The organism is Serratia sp. 2880STDY5682894, from assembly GCF_001537385.1.
GTDB lineage: Bacteria > Pseudomonadota > Gammaproteobacteria > Enterobacterales > Enterobacteriaceae > Serratia > Serratia nevei.
Genome location: NZ_FCJA01000013.1, coordinates 54870 through 72193, shown reverse-complemented (window position 1 = coordinate 72193; position 17324 = coordinate 54870). Strand labels below are relative to the sequence as shown.

Here is a 17324-nt window from a genome sequence, read left to right as displayed (position 1 = left end):
GGCGCGGTGCGCCCCGGTCATTCAGCAGACGCCGAAATCGCCGTCTTCGTGGTACAGCGCCACGTCGCTGGCCTGCACCTCTGTGCGCTGCTCTTTGCCCAGTTCATTCCAGCTGCAAACCAGGGTTTCACCGTCGATCGCCACCACGGTCATCTTTGGGCCGCCGGTGGTGCGTTGAACAAAATCACCGATATTGAATGCCATGCGTTCCTCCACAACAGATTAAACCTCACCTATTGATAACACAGAATGGCGCTGCCGTTGGCACGAGTTTCGTTATGTATTATTTTATATAGCGATTATCACCAAGGAGAGCAGAATAACATGCCGGGATTATTGATGTTTTATGTGGGCGGTACGGCGCCGGGCGCCAATATTGAGCTGCACGACGTGCAGTTCGCGGCGGCGGATCGGCCGGAAGAGGCGTATCCGCTGCTGCGTGAAAAGTGGTTCGGCGATAAGCGCAAGGTGCATGTCGACGGCTATGCGCGCATCGACTGGGCGGACGGTTACGACGTGAGCCTGGAGCCTGCGCCGTTCGCCGGTGAAGAGAAGCTGTTTTTCGTCAACGTGGGCGGCTACCGCAGCGATGAGCTGGCGGAATTGCACCAGTTCGGCCTGTTTGTGGCGCGTTCCGCCGACGAGGCGAAGGACAAAGCCAAACGGGTGCTGCTGACGGACAGCGCACAGCAGCACAAGGATGACCTGGCCGAGGTGGACGACTGCCTGCTGCTGCAGGCGCTGCAGGGCTACCACGTGCATCTGCGGGCCAACCCGCACGGCAAACCGGCCCGGCCGCTGTGGCAGGGGTATCTGCCGATCGGCGAACCCGCGTTATAACGCCGCCAGCGCCTGCAGCTGTTGCCGCAACCAGCGGCAGGCCTCCGGCCGGCCGTTCTTGCGGTGCAGGTAGATTTTAATCTGATACGGCGGCACCGGAAACGGCAGGGGGTGGATATCCAGCGCCGCCGCCTGCCGCAATTTTTGCGCGGCGTAGCGCGGCATGCTCATCACCAGTTCGCTGTCGGCGACGATGAACGGCGCTCCCAACAGCGAAGGCGTGCGGATGGCGATATCGCGCTGCAGCCCCAGCTTATCGAGCTGGTAGTCAATGACGCCGCGCTGTTCGTTCCACGGCGTCACCACCAGATGGCGCGCTCGCAGGTAGTTTTCCAGCGTCAGTTCGCCGTATTTTACGCTGAAGGCGGGTGCACAAATCGCCACATACTCGTCCTCCAGCCAGCTCACCTCGTCGATCTCCGGGTAGCTTTCGCCGTCGGTTTCGGTAAAGCCCAGCGCGAAGTCGATGCGCCCCGCCAGCAGATCGTTCAATGCCACCTTGCGCTCGGAATAGCGCAGCTGGAACGACAGCCCGGGCGCCAGGCGCTGCATCTGCGCCATCAGCGCGGGAAACACCGCGAAGGCGGTGTAATCGGTAATGGCGAAGGTGAAGCTCTCCCGGCTTTCGGCGGGGACGAAGCGCGGGCGCGGATGCAGCCCTTTGGCCAGCAGCGCCAGACTTTCGCTGACGGTCGGGGCCAGGCTGTCGGCATACACCGTCGGGTGCATGTCGTTGCCGACCCGGTAGAACAGCTCGTCCGCCAGCGCCTTGCGCAGCCGAATCAACGCGTGGCTCAGCGCCGACGCGCTGAGGGCCAGCTCTGCCGCGGCGCGCGTCACCGACCGCAGCCGATAGACCGCTTCGAACACCAGCAGCAGGTTGAGATCGAGACGCTTCAAATCCAGATGCATGATATTCATTACCTGTTGATGAAAATGCAGTTCATACAGTATTTGAGGCGCGATATGCTGGCAAGCACAGTCATCAACACACTCAGGATTTGCCATGACCATTGAGATTTACCCGGCGCAAAAAAGTGACGCCAAACTGATTCTGGACATGATTATCGAGCTGGCGGTGTACGAAAAGGCGCGCGAGCAGGTGCTGGCCAGCGTGGAAGATATCGAACGCAGCCTGTTTGGGCCGGGCGCCTGTTCCGAAGCGCTGATTTGTACGGTAAACGGCGAGCCGGCGGGTTATGCGGTGTTCTTTATGAGTTACTCCACCTGGCTGGGTAAAAACGGCATCTATCTGGAAGACCTGTACGTGGCGCCGAAGCATCGCGGCGCGGGCGCCGGTAAAAAGCTGCTGCGGCACATCGCCCAACTGGCGTGCGAACGGCAGTGCGGCCGCCTGGAGTGGAGCGTGCTGGACTGGAACCAACCGGCCATCGATTTCTACCTCAGCATCGGCGCGCAGCCGCAGAGCGAGTGGGTGCGCTATCGTATGGAGGGCGAGGCGTTGACGCACTTCGCGGCGCATGGGGTGGCGTTGCCGGCATAATAGCCGTTGGGGGGAGGCGGACTCCCCAACTGTGGTGGTGTGAACGGTTTACTGCGGATCAATCAGGCGGGTTTGCGGGCGGCGAGAATGAAGATCATCGGGCGCTCCTGCTCTTCGTCCAGCGCCGGATTAGCGGCAATTTGCTGCGCGCTGGGGCCCCATTCGTTCAAATGCTGGATGATAAACCCTTGCTGCGCCAGCGGGTTGATATAGCCGCCGAGCGTGCGGTGCTGCTTGATGACGCCTTCCGCCAGCCAGTTGGAAACGCGCTGGCCTTCTCGCTGGTAGCCGTTCACCGGCCAGGATTTCTGCCCGTTGCCGTCGGTCAGCCAGCCCTGCTGCGCCGGGGCGGTGTAGATCGGGTGCTCGGCGGTGAAGATGAACTGCCCGCCGGGTTTCAACGCGGCGTAAACCGTGGCGAACAGGGCGGCCAGATCCTCGAGGTAGTGCAGCGTCAGCGAGCTGTAGACAAGATCGTAACTTTCCGGCGGCAGCTGCAGCTGCGCCAAATCCTGCCGACGGTACTCGATGCCCGCGTCGGCGGTCATCTCCCGCGCCTTGGCCAGCATTTTTTCCGAGACGTCCAGCCCCAGCACGTCGGCGGCGCCCTGTTCGCGCGCGCTGCGGCAAAACCAGCCGTAGCCGCAGCCGAGATCGACCACGCTTTTGCCCTGCAAATCCGGCAGGATGCGGCGGATGGCGGCCCATTCCGGCGCGCCGTCCAGGCCGTGCTGCGAGCGGCTGAGCTGCGCATAGCCGTCGAAAAAGGCCTGATTGTCATAGATGTTTTGCGTCATGATGACTCCTTGGGGTGAATGACGGCGGCGGAATGCCGCTGCCATACCGTGTATATTGCTGCATAATTCTACGCTGACAACATGAATAACGGGAATGACGATGGACATGATTTCGGTGCGGCAAGCGCCCGAGCTGGCGCCGCGCGCCATTGCGTATTTTCAGCGGCACTGGGCCACGGCAGAAACGCTGATGATGTATGAAGACGCCATCAACTGCAGCCTCGGCGCCGCCAACCCGCTGCCGCAGTGGTACCTGCTGATGGAAAATGACCAGATCCTCGGCTGCGCGGGGCTCATCACCAACGACTTTATCAGCCGGGGGGAGTTGTATCCCTGGCTGTGTGCGCTCTACGTAGAGGAAACGCAGCGCGGCCGGGGCTACGGCGCCAAACTGATTGAGCATGTGGCGGCGGAAACCCGCCGGCTGGGCTTCCCGCAGCTGCACCTGTGCACCGATCTGGAAGGCTACTACGAGCGCAGCGGCTTCGTTTATAACGGGCTCGGGTATCACCCCTGGGGCGAATCCTCGCGGATCTATTCGCGGGTGCTGTGATCGCCGCCGCCGGGGACGATTAAGACAAATCTGACTTTTCTTTCACCTCATCGCGCATCGCGGGTTACACTGGCCGCTTGTTCGCCACCGACCGGGTTAATTCGCCGCCGCGATGAGAGTGCCACGCCAACTACAGCAACGCTTTACCGCCTGCATCGCCATTATGGCGGTGCTGTTGCTGTTTGTGGCGCCGGTGGTGTCGAAATCGCTGATGCATCACCCAATGATGGGCGGCATGGCGCAGACGGACGCCGCTATGCCGCACGACATGCACGCGATGGCGATGCATGCCGCCGAGCATGCCGGCCACCACGGCATGGACCCTGCGGAGATGATTTTCTGCGGCTATTGCGAGCTGCTGATCCACGTGCCGCTGCTGCTGTGGACATTCGTCCCGCTGCTGTGGCTGATGGCGCGCATCGCGCGTCTGCCTTGCGCGCCGCGCATCGTTTCTCCGCCCATTCGGCGCCTGACTCTGCGGCCGAGCCCGCGCGGGCCACCCGGCCAACCGTTTTTCCCTATTGCTTGATCATGGGTAACGCCGTCCGTATCGCTGCGGACGGTTTGCCTGCGCGCACAGTTTGAAAAACGAGAAAGGCCATGTCTTCAATAACCAAAACTCCACCTGCCGCATCGCCGCGTGGCGCGATGCTGAACCTGATCAGACGGCTGCATTTTTATATCGGCCTGCTGGTCGCTCCTTTTATTCTGGTCGCAGCACTGACCGGCACGCTGTATGTGTTGACCCCGCAGCTTGAAGAGGCGCTGTATCGCGATGCGCTTTTCACCGAACCGCACGGGCAGGCGAGATCGCTGGCTGACCAGATCGCCGCCGCCCGCCGCGCGGTGGGTGACGAGGCGCGCATTTACGCCGTGCGCCCGGCACCCGGCGCAATGGACACCACGCGCGTACAGTTCGCGGGCGCCGATCTGGGCGCTTCCGAGTCGCGCGCGCTGTTTGTCGACCCTTACACCCTGGCGATCAAGGGCGATATGACGGTATACGGCACCTCCGGCGTGCTGCCGCTGCGCACCTGGCTGGATAAGTTGCACAGCAGCCTGCTGCTTGGCGATCTGGGGCGCAACTACAGCGAGCTGGCGGCCTCCTGGCTGTGGGTGGCCGCGCTGGGCGGCGTGGCGCTGTGGCTGGCGACGCGGCCGAAGCGCAGGCTGAAAAGAGCAAAAGGGGGCTTCGCCGCCAGCCGCCATTGGCATATCACGCTGGGCGTGGCGTTGCTGGCCGGGCTGCTGTTTTTCTCGGCTACCGGGCTGACCTGGTCGCAGTGGGCCGGTGGCAACATCGACGCGCTGCGGGCCAACCTGGGCTGGCTGACGCCGCAGGTCAACACTAGCCTGCAGGCCGATGCGCCGCAGATGCCGGCCGATCCGCACGCCGAGCACCGCGGGATGATGCCGGGCATGAAGATGAACCCTGCCGTGCAGGCCAATGCGCTGAACGGCGACTGGGATCGGGCGCTGCACGCTGCGCGCGCCGCCGGGATCGACGCCGCCAAGGTCGAGCTGCGCCAGCCGAAAGGCGAGGGCAAAGCCTGGACGGTAACCGAAGTGGATCGCAGCTGGCCGACGCAGGTGGACGCGGTTGCCATCGCGCCGCAAAGCTTCGCCGTCATCGATCAGGTGCGGTTCGACACCTTCCCGCTCATCGCCAAGCTGACCCGCTGGGGCATCGACGCCCACATGGGCATTCTGTTCGGCTTGCCGAATCAGCTGCTGCTGGCGGCGTTCGGCCTCGGGCTGTGCCTGATGATTGCGCTGGGTTACCGCATGTGGTGGTTGCGCCGCCCGGCGGCGGGGGCGCAGCATCCGGTGCATACGCTGGTTGCCGCCTGGCTGGCGCTTTCCCTGCCTGCCCGCGCCGTCACGCTGCTGGTAGCAGCGGCGATGGGTTATTGCCTGCCGGTGATGGGCGTGAGCCTCGCGGCGTTGCTGCTGGTGGACGTATGGCGCTGGCGCGGCCAGCGGCAAGGCCTTCAGGACGAAACGCCGGAAGCGGCCGCCCGCCGCGCCGAGGTGCGCAAGTTCCGCGCGGCGGTGGCGACGGTGGCGGTGGCGGTCGGCTGCGTGATGGGCCGAGCGATCCTCGGCGGCACCGTCGAGCAATTCCAGCTGCCGATCGGCGCCTGGAGCGCCCAGATGGTGATCATGCAGAGCCTGATGGTGCTGCTGTATACGCTGGTGTTCACCCTGCTGCTTTCCATTCCGCTGTGGTATTTCTTCCTAGGGGAGAAAGAGGGGCGGTGAGGTATTTTGCGCCGACATGAAGCGTTCAACCCCGCTGCGGCGGGGTTTTTCTTGGTTATATCAGCCGGTGGGCGTGCAGCTTAACGCTCTCCATGATGCTGTCCATCGTCACCTGCACGCGGTGCGGCAACACGCCGCGCCGGCGGTAGATCAGGTAGGCCTGCATATCGATGCCGCGCTCGCGCGCCAGGCAGGGCTGTAGGGTGTCGGCATCCAGCTCGGCGGCGACGGAATAGTACGGGGCGTAGACGATGCCCAGGCCCTGTTTGGCCAGCTCGATCGCCGGCAGAATGTTATCGCAGACGCTGGCGCCGCCGATCTCGACCTGTACCAATTCCCCCTGCGCATTGTAGCCGCTCCAGGTATTGCGGATGCCGCCCAGCATGCGCAAGGTGATGCAGCGATGCTGCGGCAGTTCATCCAGCGCTCTCAGCGGCGAGCGGGCAATGTAATCCGGCGCGGCGAACAGCCCGACGCGAAAGCGGGTGAAGGGCCTGGCGATCAGGCTTTCGTTTTGCGGCTGGAAAAAGCTGATCAGCAAATCGCAGTCGCTGTCGAATACTGCGCCGTACTTTTTCTCGCGTTCGTCGGGGTTGCGGGTCACCAGATCGACAGTCAGCGCCGGCACAGCGTGCAGCAGCGGCGGCAGTAAATAGCGGGCCAGGAAAGCGTGGATGCCGATCGGCGCGCCGAGCGTGACCATGCCGCTCAGGCTGCGTTTATAGGTGCCGGACATATCGAGCAGATCGCTGTGTTCGTCCAGCAACTGCGAGGCGCGCCGTAAGAATTGCTCGCCGAATTCGGTCAACGCCAGGGTACGCGGGCCGCGCAGGAACAGTTCCAGCCCGAGCCGCCGTTCCAGCGCGGTGAGGGCGCGCGACACGTTAGACTGCGGCATATCCAACCGCTGCGCCGCTTTGCTGACGCTTGCCGTTTCGGCAATGATGCGGACAATCCTGAGTTCTTCAATGCGGAAGTCTTTCTCTTTCACTGGCCGGCTCTTGTGAGTTTGTATATCAAAAATGATATACACCTTTGGCGGCATTGTCATATGACTTATCGTGGACGGGTGGGTATCATTCGATTTGATTATTTGCTATCCACCAAAATAAAGAGAAACCCGTCAATGAAAGTGACAAGAGCGGTTATTTTGCCTGCGCTGTTATTACTGGCCGCGTGTTCTTCCGCCGTGACCGAAAAAGAAAAGTACTCGACCTTTTTGACCAATTATAACGATATCAATAAAGGTCAATCCGCGTCCGGCAAAGACGTTTTATATTGGAAGGATAAGAACGTCGATTTTTCCCGTTATCAATATCTGGTTTATCAACCGATGATCTATTTCCCGCGGCCGAAACCGAGCGAGATGGTGAGCCAGCGCGCACTCGACAATATCCTGAATTACACCAACCAGCAGTTTAAGCAGGCGATGGGTACCCACTTTACGCTGGTGGATATGCCGCGCGAGCATACCCTGATTTTCCGCGGCGCCATCACGGCGATCGACACGCAGAAGAAAGGGCTGCAGATCTATGAAGTCTTGCCGATCACCCTGCTGATCGCCGCGACGCAAAGCGTAACCGGGCACCGCACCATGGAGAGTGCGGTCTATATGGAAGGCGAGTTTATCGATGCGGCGACTAATCAGCCGGTCATTAAAGTGGTGCGCAAGGCTTCAGGGGAAAATCTCAATAACGAGAAAGCGCAGCTTAAAGTCACCGACGTGAAGAATGCCATCGATACCATCGCTAACGATATCAGACAATATAACACGCTATAAACCTCGTTTATTTCCGCTATGACCAATCAGGGCTTTACATGTTTCTTAATTATTTTGCTTTAGGCGTACTGATTGCGGTATTCCTGATTTTATTCTACGGCGTCATTATTATTCATGACATTCCCTATTTGCTGGCCAAAAAGCGCCAGCACCCGCATCAAGATGCGATTCACGTCGCCGGCTGGGTTAGCCTGTTTACGCTGCACGCTATTTGGCCACTGCTGTGGATCTGGGCGACGCTCTATCGGCCGGAACGCGGCTGGGGCATGAGTGAGAAGGCAGAACCTTCAACGGACCTGCAGGCGCGCATCGCGCTGCTCGAAGCCGAATTGCAACGCCTGCAGGAAAAGCCGACGGCGGTTTCCGGCCCTACGGTAAGTTGAGCGTAATCTATGGATTTGCTCATTATTCTCAGCTACGTGGCGCTGAGCTACGGCGTATTTAAACTGTTCCGCATTCCGGTTAATAAATGGACCGTGCCGACCGCCGTGCTCGGCGGGATCGTTATCGTCGGCGCCTTGATTCTGACAATGAACTATAACCATCCGTACAGCGATCGGGCGCAGAAAATTGCCGTTTCTGTGCCGATGGTGCCGCAGGTCTCGGGCATGATCGTTGAGGTGACGGAGAAAACCAACGTGCTGCTGCGCAAAGGCGAGGTGCTGTTCCGTCTCGACGACAGCCGCTACCGTGCGCGGCTCACCAGGCTGGAGGCGGATCTGGCCGGGGCAGAGGCGGAGATCAGAACGCGCCGGGCGGCGCTCAGCGAGTCCGCCGCCAACGTGCAGCGGGCTAATGCGGAGTACGAGCGTGCCCGCAAGGACTACCAGCGCTATGCGAAAGGGGCGGCGATGCCAGTCAACCCGTTCTCGGAGCAGGACGTCAGCCATGCGCAGCAGCAGTACCAGGCGCAATCCGCCGCGCTGCAGGCGGCGAAAGCCCAGTTCCAGCAGGAACAGGCGCGGTTGTCCGGGCGCTATGACGGCGAAGACGCCACGATAGCCAGCCTGAAATCGCAGATTGCCGAAGCGCGCTACAACCTGGAACAAACGGTGGTGCGCGCGCCGAGCGACGGTTATGTCACGCAGGTGCTGGCGCGGCCGGGTACGGCGGCGGTTCGCCTGCCGTTCAAGCCGGTGATGATTTTTATCCCGCAGCAAAAGCGCCAGGTGGTGGCGGTGTTCCGTCAGAACGCCATCCTGCGCTTGGCGCAGGGGGACCAGGCCGAGGTGGTGTTCAACGGCTTGCCGGGGCAGGTTTATGGCGGCACCGTAAGCCGGGTGTTGCCGGCGATACCGGACGGCAGCTACCAGGCCAGCGGCGCATTGCAGGGCCTGAGCGCCACGCCGGGCCGGGAAGGGGTGTACGTGATGATTGACCTGGCGGCCAACCCGGATCTGGCTCATCTGCCCGACGGCGTGAGCGCCCAGGCGGCGGTGTATACCGGGCACTTCGAGCACGTCTCCGTGATGCGCAAAGTGCTGCTGCGCATGACCAGCTGGCTGCATTACCTTTATTTGGATCACTAGCCTGCATCGGCTCGGGGGAGCCCGGGCCGTGGGGCGAGCCTTCGGAATACGACAAAAACAAAAAAGCCCGCAACCGAAGTTGTGGGCTTTTTCGCTATTATCGCCGGGTCTATCTGGTTCACTGGCGACGTATTTGGTGGAGCTGGGGGGATTTGAACCCCCGTCCGAAATTACTACACCGTCGGCACTACATGCTTAGTCCAATCTTTACATTCGCCGGCCAGCTGCGGATGGACACGCTACTGACAGACTAGCCTGATTGAGTTTAACGCTTCAGCCCCAGGCAGGACGTCCACGCGATCTCTTTTGGGTTTGACCTCTCTTGATCCCCGTCCTAAGAGCGGAGGCTAGGGAGAGAGGGCTCTAAGCAGGGTATTAAGCTGCTAAAGCGTAGTTTTCGTCGTTTGCGACTATTTTTTTGCGGCTTTTTACGAGGCCAACCGCCCCTCGGCATGCTCCTAGGGCTTCGCAAATCCCGTCGAATCCAGAATCAGCCCCAAGTAACTTTGTGCAGTATACCAGAAGTTTACCTCGATAAGCCAGCGGCTTAACGATTGGCGTGCTTCATGATACGGGCTTTCGCCGTCTGCCATTCGCGATCTTTGATGTCATCGCGTTTGTCGTGCTCTTTCTTGCCTTTGGCTACGCCGATCTTGATCTTGCTCCAGGCATTTTTCCAATACAGGGACAAGGCCACCACGGTGTAACCTTCGCGGTTGACGCGGCCGAGCAGGGTATCCAACTCGCGTCGTTTCAGCAGCAGTTTACGGGTACGCGTCGGATCGCACACCACATGCGACGAAGCCACGTTGAGCGGGGTGATGGTGGCGCCAAACAGATAGGCTTCACCGTCACGGAACGTCACGTAGCTGTCGCTGAGGTTGGCTTTGCCTGCACGCAGCGATTTAACTTCCCACCCTTGCAGCGACAGGCCCGCCTCGAACTCTTCTTCAATGAAGTATTCGAAACGCGCGCGCTTGTTTTGAGCAATGGTGGCGGAACCGGGTTTGTGTGCTTTTTTCTTTGTCATAGTGCGTTCATTATACTGGATGCTTCAGCGAAAGAAATCCTTTCCCGTTCAGCACCTGCGCAATTTTTCGCATTTTTGGCGCCCCCATCCCTTAGCAGATTTTTTGTTTGCCGCCAGATAAATGGTATTATCTGTACGTTTTATGTCTCACAGGAAATGATATGCCCCAGATCAGTCGGTCTGCATTAGTGCCGTTCAGCGCCGAGCAGATGTATCAGTTGGTTAACGATGTTCATTCTTATCCCGATTTTCTGCCAGGTTGCACCGGCAGCCGGGTGCTTAACGCTACCTCCAACGAAATGACCGCCGCGGTGGACGTCGCCAAGGCCGGTATCAGCAAGACCTTCACCACGCGCAATACGCTGCTGGATAACCAGAGCATCAATATGCAGCTGGTCGATGGTCCGTTCCGCAAGCTGATGGGTGGCTGGCAGTTCACGCCGCTGAGCGAAGAGGCCTGCAAGGTGGAGCTGCACCTGGACTTCGAGTTCACCAACAAACTGATAGAGCTGGCGTTCGGCAAGGTGTTCAAAGAGCTGGCGGGCAGCATGGTGCAGGCATTTACCCAGCGGGCGAAAGAGGTCTACAGTGTCTGACATCCAGGTCGAGGTGGTGTACGCCTTGCCGGAGCGTCAGTACCTGCGCAAGGTGAAACTGGCCGAGGGCAGCAGCGTCGAGCAGGCGATCCAGGCTTCGGGCCTGCTGGAGCTGCGCCAGGATATCGATCTCAAGAGCAACAAAATAGGCATCTACAGCCGCCCGGCCAAGCTGGGCGATACGCTGAACGACGGCGACCGGGTGGAGATCTACCGGCCGCTGATAGCCGATCCGAAAGAGCTGCGCCGGCAACGGGCAGAAAAGGCAAAAAAATAAGGCGCTATGAGCGCCTTATTTTTTTATCTGAAACTGATTTTCTCTTCCGCGTTGCAGCCTGCGACTGTCATGAGGAACATCATGCCCCCTCATGGGCCGGAAGAGCGGGCGGCGCCGATTACTTGGTCAGCGCCGGTTTGTTCTGGATATCGGTCAACACGCCTGCGCTGTCGAAGGTCAGCGTCAGCGTCTGCTGGGTGATGTCTTCATGGCCAGGCTGCTGGCGGAACACATAGAACCACGTCTGAGTCCCGAACGGGTCTTGCAGCATTGGGGTGCCCAATGTGTAAGCGACCTGTTGCTGGGTCATCCCTCTCTGAATTTTCGCCACGTCGGTCGACGTCAGGTAGTTCCCCTGGTTGATGTCAGGACGATAAACCACCTTTTCAAAAGTAGAACAGCCTGCAGTCAGCATCACAAGAACTACAGCGGCGGCAGTCAGCGTTTTACAGCGCATAGTAATCACATTCCTTTAGGGCATAGGATGCCGATGATAATAGACCTTGCGGCAGTTGGAAACCTTTATACCCTTCATCTTTCAAGTTGCGACGCGTTGGCTTTCTTTCAGCACCTCAAGCGCTTGGCCTGTTTCAGGCCGTTGAGGAAGCTTAAGATCACCGCCGCGCCGCACTTTAGATATCTTTCGGGTCAACAGCGTCACTGTCAGACCGCAGGAAAGTGAAAAAGTTGAGCTTTTTTATGCCGCCAGCAGTTCTTTGGCGTTCGCCAGCGTATTGCGGGTGACTTCGCTGCCGCCGAGCAGGCGCGCCAGCTCCTGCAGCCGGGCGCGCTTATCCAGCGGCGCCATCTGGGTTTCGGTGACCGTGCCATCGGTCTGTTTGCTGACGAACAGGTGCTGATGCCCGCACCCGGCCACCTGTGGCAGGTGGGTCACGCACATCACCTGGGTGGATTCGCCGAGCTGGCGTAGCAGGCGGCCGACGATGGCGGCGGTCGGGCCGCTGATGCCCACGTCGACCTCATCGAAGATCAGCGCCGGGGTTTCCATCTTGCGGGCGGTGATTACCTGAATGGCCAGCGCGATGCGCGACAGCTCACCGCCGGAGGCGACCTTCGCCAGTGGCTGCAGCGGCTGCCCCGGGTTGGTGGAGACGCAGAACTCGGTGCGGCTGGCCCCTTCGGCGCTCAGATGCTGCGGCTCGAAACGCACATCGATGTTGAACTTGCCGTGCGGCATGGAGAGCGCCTGCATGCTGTCGGTAATGAGCGTGGTCAGCTCGGCGGCGTAATTCAGGCGTTTCTGATGCAGCTGCTCCGCCAGCGCCAGCGCCTGCTGGTGATGCAGGGTGACCGCCTCGTTCAGGTGCTCATGGTCGCTTTCCTGCTGTGAAAGCAGCTGTTGTTCATCCAGCAACTGCTGATGCAGCTGCGGCAGCTCTTCCGGCGCAACCTGGTGTTTGCGCGCCAGGCTGATTTGGCGCGACAGGCGCTGTTCCAGCTCGTGCAGGCGATTGGGATCGAGATCCATACGATCGGCGTAGTGACGCAGCTCGTCGCTGGCTTCGCTAATCTGGATAGAGGCCTCTTCCAGCATGTCCAGCAGGCCGCTGAGCTTGTCGTCCAGCCCGGCCAGCTCGAGCAGCAGGTGCTTGGCGCTGTAGAGTTGGCTGAGCATGTTGTTCTCGTCGCTGTCGGCCAGCAGCTGCAGCGTCTGCTGGCTGAGGGTCAGCAGCTGGCCGCTGTTGGCCAGGCGCTTGTACTCGGCGTCGGTCTGTTCGAACTCGCCGGCCTGCGGCGCGAATTCGTTCAGCTCTTTCAACTGGTATTGCAGCAGCTGCTTGCGCGCTTCGCGCTCGATGGACTGCTGCTGATGGTGCGCCAGCTCGCGGCAGCTCTGGTGCCAGCGTTGGTAGGCCTGGCTCATCGCCGCCAGCAGGGCGGGTTCGTCGGCGTAGGCGTCGAGCAGCGCTTTTTGGTGCTCCGGTTTGAGCAGCAACTGATGGGCGTGTTGACCGTGGATTTGGATCAGGCGTTGCCCCAGCTCGCGCAGCTGCGACAGCGGCACGGCGGTGCCGTTGATAAAGCCGCGCGAACGGCCGTCGGCGTTGATCACCCGGCGCAGCAGGCATTCGTTGCTGTCGTCCAGCTGGTTCTGTTCCAGCCACTCGCGCGCAGACGGGGTGTCCGCCAGCGAGAAGCGGGCGCAGATGTCGGCGCGGGCGGCTCCCAGGCGCACCACGTTGCCGTCGGCGCGGTTGCCGAGGCACAGCCCCAGCGCATCGATGGCGATGGATTTGCCGGCGCCGGTTTCACCGGTGATCGCCGTCATACCCGGTTGAAAATCGATTTCCAACTCACGAACGATAGCAAAGTTGCTGATGGTTAATTGCGCCAGCATGGGAACCTTCCTGTGTATAAATACATAACTGTAATTTCATACAGTATAAACTGGTTTTATATACAGTAAAGTGGCCGGCGCAGATTTTAGAACAATTTTTTCGACCAGCCCAGCTTGGTGCTTAACGTGTTGAAATAGCTGTAGTCCTTCGGGTGAATCAGATTCAGGTGGAAATCGCTGCGGCGGATCAGCACTTCTTCGCCTTCCTGGATAGGCAGCGCGATCTGGCTGTCGCAGCTGATCTCCAGATCGCTGCCGATCTGCGAAAACTTCAGGCGGATGGTGCTGTCGCCGTTGATCACCAGCGGCCGGGCGGAGAGAGTGTGCGGGAACATCGGCACCAGCGCGATCGCCTCCAGCGACGGGGTGAGGATCGGCCCGCCGGCGGAGAGCGAGTAGGCGGTGGAGCCGGTCGGCGTGGCGATGATCAGGCCGTCGGAGCGCTGCGAGAAGGCGAAGCGATCGTCGATGTACACTTCGAATTCGATCATGTGCGCCACTTTGCCGGGGTGCAGCACCACTTCGTTGATGGCGGTGCTGATGCGGCACTGCTGGTGCTCTTTATGCACGATGGTTTCCAGCAGGAAACGCTGTTCGTCGATGTACTCACCTTCCAGCACGTCCGCCAGCTGCTGTAGGGCGTTGTCGGGATCGAGATCGGTGAGGAAGCCGAGGTTGCCGCGGTTGACCCCGATCACCTTGATGTCGTAACGCGCCAGCACGCGCGCGGCGCCGAGCATATTGCCGTCGCCGCCGACCACCACCGCCAGATCGGCGCGCTGGCCGATATCCGCCAGGCTGCCGGTCACGGCGTCTTTCAGCCCCAAATCATGGGCGATCTGGCGTTCGACCATCACCGAATAGCCGCGGGCGACCAGCCAGTGGAACAGCATCTCGTGGGTTGCCAGCGCTGAAGGGTGACGCGGGTGGCCAACAATGCCAATACAGGCGAATTTTTTATTCATTTGTTGTGATTTTCCTCACCGGGACCCGTTTATGCCCCACATTGTGACCGGTTGACTTGAAACCCCGGTTTTGATCCCCATAATAAGCCAAGTTGCGAGATTAATGCTAAAACGCGGAGATATTCATGAGTAGTAAAGAACAGAAGACGCCAAACGAGCAAGTCTCGGAAGAAATGGAACAACACGCTCATCACGATGATACGCTGCCGGAAGCGGCGGAAGGCGTCGATCTGCGCGATGCGCGTATCGCCGAACTGGAAGCCCAACTGGCGGAAGCTCAGCAGCACGAGCGCGACAGCCTGCTGCGCGCCAAAGCGGAAGCGGAAAACATCCGCCGCCGCGCCGAACTGGACGTCGAGAAAGCGCACAAGTTCGCCCTGGAGAAATTCTCCGGCGATCTGCTGCCGGTGATCGACAACCTGGAGCGCGCGCTGGATCTGGCGGATAAAAACAACCCGGAACTGGCCGCGATGATCGAAGGCATCGAGCTGACGCTGAAATCGCTGCTGGACGTGGTGCGCAAGTACGGCATCGAAATCGTCGGCGACGTCAACGTGCCGTTTAACCCGGAAGTGCATCAGGCGATGAGCATGATGGAATCCGCCGATCACCAACCGAACCACGTGATGATGGTGATGCAGAAAGGCTATACGCTGAACGGCCGCCTGCTGCGTCCGGCGATGGTTGCAGTCTCCAAAGCCAAGGCGTAATCGCCCCGGCAACGGCATAAAGAAAGGCACCCGAGGGTGCCTTTTTTGTCTCTGTGCTACGCCTGCGGCAGGCGCGGCATCCAGTCGATCGGCGTGAGCCCCTGCTGCTCCAGCAGCTGATTGGCCTGCGAGAAGTGACGGCAGCCGAGGAAACCGCGGTGCGCGGAGAGCGGCGACGGGTGCGGCGCCTTCAGCACATGGTGGCGGTTGCGGTCGATAAAGTTGCCTTTCTTCTGCGCGTGCGAGCCCCACAGCAGGAACACCACGCCTTCACGGTTCTCGTTCAGGGCGGCGATCACTTTATCGGTAAAGGTTTCCCAGCCCAGGTTGGCGTGCGAGTGCGCGCGGCCGCCTTCCACCGTCAGCACGGTGTTGAGCAGCAGCACCCCCTGTTCGGCCCAGCTTTGCAGGTAGCCGTGATCCGGGCGTTCGAAGCCGGGAATGTCGGTCGCCAGCTCTTTATACATATTCACCAGCGACGGCGGCGCCGGTACGCCGGGGCGCACCGAGAAAGAGAGACCGTGCGCCTGATTGGGGCCGTGATACGGATCCTGGCCGAGGATGACGACCTTGACGTCCGCCAGCTCGGTATAGCGGAAAGCGTTGAACACGTCCTTCTGCGGTGGATAAATGGTCTTACCGGCCTGGCGCTCAGCGGCAACAAAGGCGAGCGTTTCAACAAAATAGGGTTGCTCTTTCTCTTTGCCGATCACGTCATGCCAGGTGAGGGAGGTGGCCATAAACGCTCTCCTTTGTTTTCTTTAGCAATTCATGGGCTATAGCTTACCGTTTCGGCACGCGCAGCGAAACCCGCTTTTCATTTCTCGCCGCCGTGCCTTATGCAATTATTTTTGAAAATTTACAAAAATAATTGTTTTTTGCCGCAGTGGGAAAATTGATATAAAACATAAATTTGCCCCTTCACGCTCTGTGCCTACCCGGTAAAAATTGACTTTAATCAAGGAACTGGCCCGGTCAGGCTGGTATACAGAACAACAAGACAACAATGGTTTTACCAAATGGCCGAAACCAGAATTGGGTTTTCTCACGACGTGAATTTTTACGCCCTTGTACGGAGGCAACATAATGATTACCGGTATTCAAATTACCAAAGCGAATGACCAGGCGCTGGTGAATTCTTTCTGGCTGCTGGACGATGAAAAAGCGGAAGCTCGCTGCGTGTGCGCCAAGGCCAACTACGCGGAAGATCAGGTTGTCGCGGTGAGCGACCTGGGCCAGATCGAATACCGTGAAGTGCCGCTGGAAATGCAGCCGACCGTGCGCGTGGAAGGCGGTCAGCACCTGAACGTCAACGTGCTGCGTCGCGAAACCCTAGAAGACGCGGTCAAGCACCCGGAAAAATACCCGCAGCTGACCATCCGCGTGTCCGGCTATGCGGTGCGCTTCAACTCCCTGACGCCGGAACAGCAGCGCGACGTTATCGCCCGCACCTTTACCGAAAGCCTGTAATTTGCGGCGCAGTCAATCAGGGAGCTTCGGCTCCCTTTCTGGCGTTTGGCGGCCGAAAACCGAACGCGGATCACATTCTGTACAAAGATAAGCATTTCTAATACAGAACTCATCCGACCTGCCGATAGCTAAATCAGCACCTATTCAGGTGCTCAATAAAAAGTCTATCGACAAGGAGTCGGCATGAGTATGCCTTTAAGTTTTACCTCTACAGTATCCCCGGTGGCCGCGATCCCTACGCCTCGCGCCGCTGCCGAGACGGCGACGGCGGCGCAGCCCGCGGCAGCGCCGGCAAATCCGGCGCCGGTGGCCTCTCCCTCTCAGAACACGCTCAATGCGCAGAATCTGTTGAATACGCTGGTCGGCGATATCTCAGCGGCGGCACCGACGGCGGCGGCAGCGCCGGGCGTGACGCGGGGGCAGCAATCGCAGGAGGGGGATTATGCGTTGGCGCTGTTGGCCAAGGACGTTTACTCACTCAATGGCCAGGGCGCCGCCGGGTTCAACCGCCTGAGCGACAGTGCGCTGCTCGGTTTCGGCATCGATCCCGCCAGCCTGCACGACGCGGGCAGCGGTTTCCAGGCCGGGATTTACAGCAACGACAAGCAGTATGTGTTGGCGTTCGCCGGCACCAACGACTGGCGCGATTGGC

At 60.0% G+C, this 17324-nt stretch carries 21 protein-coding genes, 1 other RNA gene and 1 pseudogene; 13 read left to right on the top strand and 10 right to left on the bottom strand.

What is annotated here, in order from left to right:
- Positions 1-21: 21 nt before the first annotated feature.
- Positions 22-204, bottom strand: a complete 183-nt coding sequence (locus AWX27_RS22400; RefSeq protein WP_025303973.1) for a YodC family protein — start codon at positions 202-204, stop codon at positions 22-24.
- Between the two features lie 120 nt (positions 205-324).
- Between AWX27_RS22400 and AWX27_RS22395 the strand changes: the two genes are divergently transcribed.
- A complete protein-coding gene (locus tag AWX27_RS22395; protein ID WP_033649790.1) occupies positions 325-840 on the top strand; it encodes a DUF1543 domain-containing protein in 516 nt (171 codons plus the stop codon).
- Here the strand turns inward: AWX27_RS22395 and AWX27_RS22390 are convergent.
- Positions 835-1761 (bottom strand): LysR substrate-binding domain-containing protein, encoded by a 927-nt coding sequence (locus AWX27_RS22390; protein WP_060425071.1) that lies wholly within the window; start codon positions 1759-1761, stop codon positions 835-837. The genes AWX27_RS22395 and AWX27_RS22390 overlap by 6 nt on opposite strands.
- 85 nt (positions 1762-1846) lie before the next feature.
- Here AWX27_RS22390 and AWX27_RS22385 point away from each other — a divergent pair, with 85 nt between their 5' ends.
- On the top strand, positions 1847-2344 hold the full coding sequence (locus tag AWX27_RS22385) for a GNAT family N-acetyltransferase (protein WP_060425068.1): 498 nt from the start codon (positions 1847-1849) through the stop codon (positions 2342-2344).
- A 62-nt stretch (positions 2345-2406) separates the two neighbouring features.
- Here AWX27_RS22385 and AWX27_RS22380 read toward each other — a convergent pair whose 3' ends face one another.
- Entirely contained in the window at positions 2407-3141 is a 735-nt protein-coding gene (locus AWX27_RS22380) for a class I SAM-dependent methyltransferase (protein ID WP_060425066.1), read from the bottom strand.
- Between the two features lie 100 nt (positions 3142-3241).
- Here AWX27_RS22380 and AWX27_RS22375 point away from each other — a divergent pair, with 100 nt between their 5' ends.
- From AWX27_RS22375 to AWX27_RS22365, 3 genes are all read left to right on the top strand, one after another.
- A complete protein-coding gene (locus tag AWX27_RS22375) occupies positions 3242-3694 on the top strand; it encodes a GNAT family N-acetyltransferase (RefSeq protein ID WP_080432967.1) in 453 nt (150 codons plus the stop codon).
- Between the two features lie 112 nt (positions 3695-3806).
- Entirely contained in the window at positions 3807-4223 is a 417-nt protein-coding gene (locus AWX27_RS22370; protein WP_230200994.1) for a DUF2946 domain-containing protein, read from the top strand.
- A gap of 71 nt (positions 4224-4294) precedes the next feature.
- A complete protein-coding gene (locus AWX27_RS22365) occupies positions 4295-5956 on the top strand; it encodes a DUF2534 family protein (RefSeq protein WP_060425061.1) in 1662 nt (553 codons plus the stop codon).
- Positions 5957-6011: 55 nt separating this feature from the next.
- Here the strand turns inward: AWX27_RS22365 and AWX27_RS22360 are convergent, their stop codons facing one another.
- The gene (locus tag AWX27_RS22360; RefSeq protein WP_060425060.1) at positions 6012-6947 is read right to left on the bottom strand and encodes a LysR family transcriptional regulator; all 936 of its coding nucleotides are present in this window, start codon (positions 6945-6947) and stop codon (positions 6012-6014) included.
- A gap of 135 nt (positions 6948-7082) precedes the next feature.
- Here AWX27_RS22360 and AWX27_RS22355 point away from each other — a divergent pair, with 135 nt between their 5' ends.
- The 3 genes from AWX27_RS22355 to AWX27_RS22345 are packed head-to-tail and all read left to right on the top strand — an operon-like array spanning position 7083 to position 9265.
- On the top strand, positions 7083-7736 hold the full coding sequence (locus tag AWX27_RS22355) for a DUF3313 domain-containing protein (RefSeq protein ID WP_041036393.1): 654 nt from the start codon (positions 7083-7085) through the stop codon (positions 7734-7736).
- 38 nt (positions 7737-7774) lie between these two features.
- Positions 7775-8119 (top strand): DUF3302 domain-containing protein, encoded by a 345-nt coding sequence (locus AWX27_RS22350; RefSeq protein WP_046687688.1) that lies wholly within the window; start codon positions 7775-7777, stop codon positions 8117-8119.
- Positions 8120-8128: 9 nt separating this feature from the next.
- Positions 8129-9265, top strand: a complete 1137-nt coding sequence (locus AWX27_RS22345; protein ID WP_041036389.1) for an HlyD family secretion protein — start codon at positions 8129-8131, stop codon at positions 9263-9265.
- A 134-nt stretch (positions 9266-9399) separates the two neighbouring features.
- Here the strand turns inward: AWX27_RS22345 and ssrA are convergent.
- Together ssrA and smpB are read right to left on the bottom strand one after the other, a co-directional pair.
- Positions 9400-9763, bottom strand: a transfer-messenger RNA (tmRNA) gene (ssrA, locus tag AWX27_RS22340).
- Between the two features lie 49 nt (positions 9764-9812).
- Positions 9813-10295, bottom strand: coding sequence for an SsrA-binding protein SmpB (gene smpB / locus AWX27_RS22335; RefSeq protein WP_033635638.1), 483 nt, complete (start codon positions 10293-10295; stop codon positions 9813-9815).
- A gap of 161 nt (positions 10296-10456) precedes the next feature.
- Between smpB and AWX27_RS22330 the strand changes: the two genes are divergently transcribed.
- Together AWX27_RS22330 and AWX27_RS22325 are read left to right on the top strand one after the other, a co-directional pair.
- Positions 10457-10891: a type II toxin-antitoxin system RatA family toxin gene (locus tag AWX27_RS22330; RefSeq protein WP_004929096.1), complete on the top strand. Its 435-nt coding sequence runs from the start codon at positions 10457-10459 to the stop codon at positions 10889-10891.
- A complete protein-coding gene (locus tag AWX27_RS22325; RefSeq protein ID WP_004929098.1) occupies positions 10884-11168 on the top strand; it encodes an RnfH family protein in 285 nt (94 codons plus the stop codon). The genes AWX27_RS22330 and AWX27_RS22325 overlap by 8 nt, the downstream gene beginning before the upstream one ends.
- Before the next feature lie 118 nt (positions 11169-11286).
- On the opposite strand, the gene bamE is transcribed toward AWX27_RS22325, so the two are convergent.
- The 3 genes from bamE to nadK all read right to left on the bottom strand — a co-directional run bounded on the left by bamE (position 11287) and on the right by nadK (position 14492).
- Entirely contained in the window at positions 11287-11625 is a 339-nt protein-coding gene (bamE, locus tag AWX27_RS22320; RefSeq protein ID WP_060425058.1) for an outer membrane protein assembly factor BamE, read from the bottom strand.
- Between the two features lie 240 nt (positions 11626-11865).
- The gene (gene recN / locus AWX27_RS22315; RefSeq protein WP_060425057.1) at positions 11866-13527 is read right to left on the bottom strand and encodes a DNA repair protein RecN; all 1662 of its coding nucleotides are present in this window, start codon (positions 13525-13527) and stop codon (positions 11866-11868) included.
- An 86-nt stretch (positions 13528-13613) separates the two neighbouring features.
- Positions 13614-14492 (bottom strand): NAD(+) kinase, encoded by an 879-nt coding sequence (gene nadK / locus AWX27_RS22310; protein ID WP_019452304.1) that lies wholly within the window; start codon positions 14490-14492, stop codon positions 13614-13616.
- Between the two features lie 125 nt (positions 14493-14617).
- Here nadK and grpE point away from each other — a divergent pair, with 125 nt between their 5' ends.
- The gene (gene grpE, locus AWX27_RS22305) at positions 14618-15202 is read left to right on the top strand and encodes a nucleotide exchange factor GrpE (RefSeq protein WP_025303955.1); all 585 of its coding nucleotides are present in this window, start codon (positions 14618-14620) and stop codon (positions 15200-15202) included.
- 56 nt (positions 15203-15258) lie between these two features.
- Here the strand turns inward: grpE and ung are convergent, their stop codons facing one another.
- The gene (ung, locus tag AWX27_RS22300; protein WP_033635636.1) at positions 15259-15942 is read right to left on the bottom strand and encodes a uracil-DNA glycosylase; all 684 of its coding nucleotides are present in this window, start codon (positions 15940-15942) and stop codon (positions 15259-15261) included.
- A 346-nt stretch (positions 15943-16288) separates the two neighbouring features.
- On the opposite strand from ung, the gene grcA reads away from it, so the two are divergent.
- Positions 16289-16672 (top strand): autonomous glycyl radical cofactor GrcA, encoded by a 384-nt coding sequence (gene grcA / locus AWX27_RS22295; protein WP_004929114.1) that lies wholly within the window; start codon positions 16289-16291, stop codon positions 16670-16672.
- Positions 16673-16855: 183 nt separating this feature from the next.
- Positions 16856-17324, top strand: a pseudogene (locus tag AWX27_RS25325) (phospholipase); the annotation flags it as partial.

Excerpts from the sequence above, each read along its gene's own strand:
- AWX27_RS22400 (WP_025303973.1), bottom strand. The coding sequence starts at position 204 with ATGGCATTCAATATCGGTGATTTTGTTCAACGCACCACCGGCGGCCCA.
- AWX27_RS22395 (WP_033649790.1), top strand. The coding sequence starts at position 325 with ATGCCGGGATTATTGATGTTTTATGTGGGCGGTACGGCGCCGGGCGCC.
- AWX27_RS22390 (WP_060425071.1), bottom strand. The coding sequence starts at position 1,761 with ATGAATATCATGCATCTGGATTTGAAGCGTCTCGATCTCAACCTGCTG.
- AWX27_RS22385 (WP_060425068.1), top strand. The coding sequence starts at position 1,847 with ATGACCATTGAGATTTACCCGGCGCAAAAAAGTGACGCCAAACTGATT.
- AWX27_RS22380 (WP_060425066.1), bottom strand. The coding sequence starts at position 3,141 with ATGACGCAAAACATCTATGACAATCAGGCCTTTTTCGACGGCTATGCG.
- AWX27_RS22375 (WP_080432967.1), top strand. The coding sequence starts at position 3,242 with ATGGACATGATTTCGGTGCGGCAAGCGCCCGAGCTGGCGCCGCGCGCC.
- AWX27_RS22370 (WP_230200994.1), top strand. The coding sequence starts at position 3,807 with ATGAGAGTGCCACGCCAACTACAGCAACGCTTTACCGCCTGCATCGCC.
- AWX27_RS22365 (WP_060425061.1), top strand. The coding sequence starts at position 4,295 with ATGTCTTCAATAACCAAAACTCCACCTGCCGCATCGCCGCGTGGCGCG.
- AWX27_RS22355 (WP_041036393.1), top strand. The coding sequence starts at position 7,083 with ATGAAAGTGACAAGAGCGGTTATTTTGCCTGCGCTGTTATTACTGGCC.
- AWX27_RS22350 (WP_046687688.1), top strand. The coding sequence starts at position 7,775 with ATGTTTCTTAATTATTTTGCTTTAGGCGTACTGATTGCGGTATTCCTG.
- AWX27_RS22345 (WP_041036389.1), top strand. The coding sequence starts at position 8,129 with ATGGATTTGCTCATTATTCTCAGCTACGTGGCGCTGAGCTACGGCGTA.
- smpB (WP_033635638.1), bottom strand. The coding sequence starts at position 10,295 with ATGACAAAGAAAAAAGCACACAAACCCGGTTCCGCCACCATTGCTCAA.
- AWX27_RS22330 (WP_004929096.1), top strand. The coding sequence starts at position 10,457 with ATGCCCCAGATCAGTCGGTCTGCATTAGTGCCGTTCAGCGCCGAGCAG.
- bamE (WP_060425058.1), bottom strand. The coding sequence starts at position 11,625 with ATGCGCTGTAAAACGCTGACTGCCGCCGCTGTAGTTCTTGTGATGCTG.
- recN (WP_060425057.1), bottom strand. The coding sequence starts at position 13,527 with ATGCTGGCGCAATTAACCATCAGCAACTTTGCTATCGTTCGTGAGTTG.
- nadK (WP_019452304.1), bottom strand. The coding sequence starts at position 14,492 with ATGAATAAAAAATTCGCCTGTATTGGCATTGTTGGCCACCCGCGTCAC.
- grpE (WP_025303955.1), top strand. The coding sequence starts at position 14,618 with ATGAGTAGTAAAGAACAGAAGACGCCAAACGAGCAAGTCTCGGAAGAA.
- ung (WP_033635636.1), bottom strand. The coding sequence starts at position 15,942 with ATGGCCACCTCCCTCACCTGGCATGACGTGATCGGCAAAGAGAAAGAG.
- grcA (WP_004929114.1), top strand. The coding sequence starts at position 16,289 with ATGATTACCGGTATTCAAATTACCAAAGCGAATGACCAGGCGCTGGTG.